This window comes from Providencia vermicola (assembly GCF_020381325.1).
Classification (GTDB): Bacteria; Pseudomonadota; Gammaproteobacteria; order Enterobacterales; family Enterobacteriaceae; genus Providencia; species Providencia vermicola.
In genome coordinates this window covers 45,262-51,495 of the sequence record NZ_JAGSPI010000014.1, presented here as the reverse complement: position 1 = coordinate 51,495, position 6,234 = coordinate 45,262, and the positions used below count along the sequence as shown (strand labels likewise).

Genomic DNA, 6,234 nt, shown 5'->3' with positions numbered 1-6,234 from the left:
CTTATTGTGTAAGCATGATAAGCAGCCGAAAGGCGAAAGAATAAGTGGAGCGGTAGTTCAGTTGGTTAGAATACCTGCCTGTCACGCAGGGGGTCGCGGGTTCGAGTCCCGTCCGTTCCGCCACTTAATTTAGGGGCGTAGTTCAATTGGTAGAGCACCGGTCTCCAAAACCGGGTGTTGGGAGTTCGAGTCTCTCCGCCCCTGCCAGTTACCAATTAAGTAATAATAAAAGAAGTATCTATTGATAACCCGGTTATATTAATCGGGTTTTTCTTTATCTAAATTTTACGAACATCTTTTCATTATTGCACCTTATCTATTATTACCACTCTTGCTTTCTTCAAATTCTAACAAAAATGCTATTGATTATCACTTCTTAATGATTGATATATAATCAAATTATTCCATCGTATTAGTATGGCACTAAATTATTACTTATCTCTCTGGTCTGTTATATTTGAATACCAAGGAAAAGGGCGATATCAGAATAAAGAAATCCGCGCTTATGTATTTTGCTAAAAGGATTCAGAAAATTAAATTAAGGGTAAGGGTGCGATTGGAGTTGGTAGGCCCTTATTTATCAATAAAAACCTATCTTAGGCTCTATTTTAATAGCTTTTGAGTTCACCTTAAGCAGATAGAATATGTTTTAGGGTATTTAATACCATCATCGAGAAACAGAATGAGCAAATAATTCATTTTGCTTAATTAGTTTCGTGCAACGGCGCATTTTTTATTGGTGTTTTAATCAATTGATTAATAAGAGCCTGTTGATCATTTTTTTGTAACCATACTGCATAGAGTGGCTTACTTATAGGGGATTCTGACAGCGTTTTCAGTGCAGGATATTGATGTATCCAATGTGCGGGTAAAAATGCCGCTGAAAGTGATACAGGAAGTAATTGACGGGTAATATGAGCGGATGTCGTGATCATCACTGGTGTATCATCTTGAGTTAGTGCAGATTCATTTTTTGGATGAAAATCAGCCCCCCACTCTAGTTTTATGTAATTATAGTTTGTCAAAGCAATATTTTTTTGTGAAGCCATTAGTTGCAGCTCGATAGTTCCAATAATCGTACTTTCGAACTCATCCATTTTTGGCGGCTCAGTGGCAATGAGTAAATCTAATTCTCTTGAGTGTAGTTGTTTTACGAGAGACTGTCGGGTCGACACTCGCGCTTCTAATCGTAATTCATCATGCTGAGTATAAAGCGCTTCCACCCAGTCGGTGAGGTAGCCTTCCCACAGAGAAGCGGTAGCACCGACTGAAAGCTCTGTATGCTGTGATGCATGGGAAATTTCTTTTTTGGCTTGTAACCAGGTGTTCATCAACGATTCAGCATACGGCACTAATCGCTCACCAGCGGCAGTTAATCGAATATTATTTCTATGACGAGTGAATAAACTGGTGCCGAGTTGAGTCTCTAACTGTCGGATACGAAAGCTGACAGCAGATTGCGTTAAGTAGAGTGATTCCGCGGCTCTGCCAAAGTGCCTAGTCTTGCTAACCTCTAAAAAAGTTCTCAATAACTCGCTGTCCACATACATCTCCAATTATTTTTGTCGTGATGATTTAAATGTTTTGTTTTACAGATTGTCAATGCTGTCTAATACTCCGCGCCATATAGAGTTTGACTGCAATAAGTTAGGAGTGTGTCAGATGGCAGATAGCTTCATCACGACTAATCGTTTTTTTGATAATAAGCATTACCCACGTGGCTTTTCTCGTCATGGTGATTTCACCATTAAAGAAGCTCAGTTGCTTGAACGCCTAGGTCAAGCTTTTAACGAGCTTGATACCGGTAAACGAGCTGCACAAACTGACGAGGAAAAACTCTTCGTTGCTGTTTGCCGCGGTGAGCGTGAGCCAGTTACTCCAGAAGAAAAAGTTTGGGTAAAATACTCTAGTCGTATTAATCGTCCAAAACGCTTCCACACGCTATCTGGCGGTAAACCACAGATAGATCCATCGGAAGACTATACTGATACAGATGACTAATAACACCATCGTATAAGATAAGGGACTTCGGTCCCTTTATTTTGTACGGTGGATCATATCTTATTTCTCCTCTCCTCAGCTTACTTGTTTTTGCAAATGAAGCAATAACTTATCCATTGCTCTGTATCCAAGAGCTTCTAATAAATGCACTCGTTCAATATTTGAGCACTCTTTGAGATCTGCAATAGTTCGAGAAACCTTTAAAATCTTATGCCAAGCCCGGATAGAAAGACCTAATTTGTTTAGTGCATGTTCTAAGAATAAAGCATCTTTGGAGTTGAGAGCGCAAAACTGTGTAACTTCTCTTGATGTTAGTAAAGAATTGATTTTGCCTGCTCGTGCTAACTGTTTATTTCTTGCGTCAATGACGCGCTGTTGTATTTGCTCGCTAGTTTCTCCTTGAGGGTTTGGGGCGCTGAGTGAACCTATAGGCAACAAAGGAATTTCAATGGAAAGGTCAAATCGGTCCAAGAATGGGCCTGATATGCGGGAAAGGTAACGTAGAATAGATATTGGTGAGGAACGGCTCATTGCACCTTGATAGTGCCCTGTTGGACTTGGATTTAGTGCGGCAATAAGTTGAAAATTGGCAGGGTAACAGACTTTTGCTTTTGCCCTAGAGATACTAATTTCTTTTGATTCAAGAGGTTCTCTTAATGAATCTAAGACAGCGCGGCTAAACTCGGGTAATTCATCTAAAAATAAAATACCATGATGAGCGAGTGATATTTCCCCTGGTTTAGGTAGTGAGCCACCACCGATTAGCGCTGCCACTGATGCACTATGATGAGGAGCTCTAAATGGCCTTATTGGCCAATCTATAGCACTTTGAGTAGCATGACTTAAACTATGTAGCGAAGCGACTTCTAGTGCTTCCTGAGGCGTAAGAGCGGGTAATAGTGTAATGAGCCGGCTAGCTAACATTGTTTTACCTGTTCCAGGAGGCCCTAAAAGGAGTAAATGATGCCCTCCTGCAGCACAAATTTCGAGTGCTCGCTTCCCCTGTTCTTGGCCAATAATATCGTTGATATTATCTTCATTTTTAGCTGATGGGGATGGTTGATTTATCTGGCAGTTAAACTCAAGCTCATTGTTTTCATTAAAATAATGGCAGAGTTCTAGCAGTGAACTTACAAACTGAACGCTGTTATTGGGTAATAAATTTAATTGATGCCGATTTTTAGTTGAAATGATTAATATGCGTTGTTGTTTTAATGCGGCTTGTGCTGCAGGAATAGCACTGTTGACGTAACGAATATCGCCAGAAAGTGCCAGTTCACCTAAAAACTCATGTTTTTTTAACGCATCATGTGGGATCTGGCCTGATGAGGCGAGTATCGCAATTGCGATAGCAAGGTCGTAGCGACCACTTTCTTTTGGTAAATCAGCGGGTGCTAAATTTACCGTTATTTTTTTTGCGGGATATTCAAACCCACTATTGAGTAGCGCGCTCCTGACTCTATCCCTAGATTCTTTGACTGCTGTTTCGGGTAAACCGACTAATGTTAGCCCTGGAAGTCCATTACTAATATGTGCTTCAACAGTGACAAGTGGTGCTTCCATGCCTATCGAAGCTCTAGTGTAAACAATCGCTAGTGCCATAAAACCTCCGATATAAATAACAGAGTAATATTCTGTTAAAACTAGCTGACATTTAATGCATAAAAATACTATTTGCGAAGCCGCTCGATAATTTATTTGTTTAGTGACTTAGCTGTTTCATTTTTTTGGGGAGCGCTTTGGAGTGTTGGTATATCTAGCCTTGATGTTTATTTTGTCATTTTGTATTTTGATAAAGCATTGGATACGCTAAAGAAAAAATAATCAATTAGGTGACGTGAGATCGAACCATTTTCATTAAAAGGTCATGGGGGATGCCGCTGATTATGCTATCTAATTCATGGGTAATTACTGCTTTCTTATCATTTTTATAGCATATTATTTTGTTTTTTGCTTAATTGCATGAATTTGTTGAAGATAAATATTTTGATAATAAATAACCTAAATAAAAGTTGTCAAAATGATTTTAAAATGATACCTCTTTAATAAGGACAACAAATAAAGTTAAAAAAGTAAAACTCATGAACGCATTTATCCAAGCAGTTAGCCTAATTATTATTAGCGTGGTGGTGATTATTATCCCACCGTGCGGGGCTGCACTTGGACGACGAAGGCTAAAATAACAGCCAGATCTTACGAGAACCCCGCACCGAAAGGCGCGGGGTTTTTTTTGACACAAATTTTGTTAATCCAAAAAAAACATACAAAACATAATAAATACAAATAGATAAAAAGTAGGCAGACAGGAGAAAAGCATGAACGGAGCACAATGGTTAGTTCAAGCGTTGCGAACTCAGGGGGTTGATACGGTTTTTGGCTATCCTGGGGGAGCAATCATGCCAGTTTATGATGCATTGTATGATGGGGGGGTAGAACATTTACTGTGTAGACATGAACAAGGTGCGGTTATTGCGGCAATCGGATATGCACGCTCAACGGGTAAAACGGGAGTTTGTATCGCGACATCAGGCCCTGGTGCAACAAACGTCATAACAGGATTAGCGGATGCTTTGTTAGATTCCGTTCCCGTTGTCGCCATTACGGGTCAAGTGGCTTCTGAATTTATTGGGACGGATGCTTTTCAGGAAATTGATGTTTTAGGTTTATCTCTAGCTTGTACAAAACATAGCTTTTTAGTTGAATCGATAGAAGATTTGCCTCGCATTCTTGCTGAAGCTTTCGCAATCGCAAATAGTGGGCGTCCTGGACCTGTACTGATTGATATTCCGAAAGATATTCAGCTACAACACGCAGAGCTATCACCGTTCTTAATGCCAGTAGAGCAAGAAATGTCGTCCCCTGAGGTTGAGATACAGCAAGCGAGAACATTGTTGGAACAATCAGAAAAACCCATGTTATACATCGGTGGTGGTGTAGGGATGTCGGGTGCGGTTGCGGAGTTAAGGGAATTTATCGCCTACACTGGCTTACCCTCTGTTTCAACATTAAAAGGATTAGGCGCGGTAGACCCAGCAGATGAAAATTACTTGGGAATGTTAGGCATGCATGGCACGAAAGCCGCTAATATTTCTGTTCAACGCTGTGATTTGCTTATCGCCGTCGGAGCACGTTTTGATGATCGTGTCACTGGGAAATTAAATACCTTTGCACCAAATGCCAAAGTCATTCATATCGATATCGACCACGTTGAATTGGATAAATTGCGCCAAACCCATGTAGCCTTACACGGTGATGCAAAAGTGTTATTGCCAAAGTTAATGCTGAAAAAAGCCATTGCACCATGGCAAGCCGAGGTTCAGCAACTGAAAACAGAATTTGGTTGGCGTTATGACCACCCAGGTGAACCTATTTATGCACCACTCTTATTGAAACAATTGTCCGATAAAATGAAACCAAACACGGTTGTTACAACGGATGTAGGGCAACATCAAATGTGGTCAGCACAGCATATTACGGTGGATGCCCCTGAAAACTTCTTAACATCAAGCGGTTTGGGCACGATGGGTTTCGGTATTCCCGCGGCTATTGGCGCACAAGTAGCGCGACCTGAAGATACTGTTGTTTGCGTGTCTGGGGACGGCTCGTTCATGATGAATGTTCAAGAATTAGGCACCATCAAACGCAAACAATTACCCGTCAAAATTCTGTTATTGGATAACCAACGCTTAGGCATGGTTCGCCAATGGCAAGAGTTGTTCTTTGAACAACGTTACAGCGAAACGATATTAACAGATAACCCCGATTTTGTTGCTTTAGCCAGTGCGTTTGGCATTAAGGGGCAGCGTATTACGGATAAATCACAAGTAAATGCAGCATTAGATGAATTATTGAATAGCGAAGGTGCCTATCTATTACAGGTATCAATTAATGAATTAGAAAACGTCTGGCCACTGGTTCCACCAGGGGCGAGTAATGAAAAAATGATGGAGAAACCATTATGATGCAACATCAACTCTCGATATTGGCCCGTTTCCGTCCTGAGGTTTTAGAGCGTATATTAAGGGTCACTCGCCATCGTGGATTTAAGATAAATGCCATGAATATGGGACAATCATCCGATGGCGATAATGTTAATATTGAACTGACTGTAAGTAGTCAGAGGCCGTTAACCCAGCTTTGCGCTCAGTTAACGAAGCTTTCCGACATTACAGAAGTTGAAGTGCTACAACAAGAATCACGACTATTACGCACACAAAGTGCAATGTAAGGAAG

6 protein-coding genes and 2 tRNA genes are annotated in these 6,234 nt (G+C 40.7%); 6 read left to right on the top strand and 2 right to left on the bottom strand.

Translation table 11 applies throughout. The annotated features are described in order from the left end of the window. The first annotated feature begins 46 nt into the window (after positions 1–46). Together KDJ85_RS18535 and KDJ85_RS18530 are read left to right on the top strand one after the other, a co-directional pair. A tRNA-Asp gene (locus KDJ85_RS18535) sits at positions 47–123 on the top strand. Positions 124–131: 8 nt separating this feature from the next. Next, positions 132–207, top strand: a tRNA-Trp gene (locus KDJ85_RS18530). 497 nt (positions 208–704) lie between these two features. On the opposite strand, the gene hdfR is transcribed toward KDJ85_RS18530, so the two are convergent. After that, positions 705–1,550, bottom strand: a complete 846-nt coding sequence (gene hdfR / locus KDJ85_RS18525; protein ID WP_225820896.1) for an HTH-type transcriptional regulator HdfR — start codon at positions 1,548–1,550, stop codon at positions 705–707. A gap of 112 nt (positions 1,551–1,662) precedes the next feature. Between hdfR and KDJ85_RS18520 the strand changes: the two genes are divergently transcribed. Further along, positions 1,663–2,001 (top strand): MaoP family protein, encoded by a 339-nt coding sequence (locus tag KDJ85_RS18520; protein WP_206083048.1) that lies wholly within the window; start codon positions 1,663–1,665, stop codon positions 1,999–2,001. A gap of 75 nt (positions 2,002–2,076) precedes the next feature. On the opposite strand, the gene KDJ85_RS18515 is transcribed toward KDJ85_RS18520, so the two are convergent. Beyond that, positions 2,077–3,603 carry a YifB family Mg chelatase-like AAA ATPase gene (locus KDJ85_RS18515; protein ID WP_225820895.1) on the bottom strand — a complete coding sequence of 509 codons (1,527 nt, stop codon included), beginning with the start codon at positions 3,601–3,603 and terminating at the stop codon, positions 2,077–2,079. 479 nt (positions 3,604–4,082) lie between these two features. On the opposite strand from KDJ85_RS18515, the gene ilvL reads away from it, so the two are divergent. From ilvL to ilvM, 3 genes are all read left to right on the top strand, one after another. Continuing rightward, positions 4,083–4,184: an ilv operon leader peptide gene (gene ilvL / locus KDJ85_RS18510; protein WP_071524553.1), complete on the top strand. Its 102-nt coding sequence runs from the start codon at positions 4,083–4,085 to the stop codon at positions 4,182–4,184. Positions 4,185–4,316: 132 nt separating this feature from the next. Beyond that, entirely contained in the window at positions 4,317–5,963 is a 1,647-nt protein-coding gene (gene ilvG / locus KDJ85_RS18505) for an acetolactate synthase 2 catalytic subunit (protein ID WP_225820894.1), read from the top strand. Then, on the top strand, positions 5,960–6,229 hold the full coding sequence (gene ilvM, locus KDJ85_RS18500) for an acetolactate synthase 2 small subunit (RefSeq protein ID WP_206083054.1): 270 nt from the start codon (positions 5,960–5,962) through the stop codon (positions 6,227–6,229). Before ilvG ends, ilvM begins: the two co-directional genes overlap by 4 nt. Positions 6,230–6,234 lie beyond the last annotated feature (5 nt).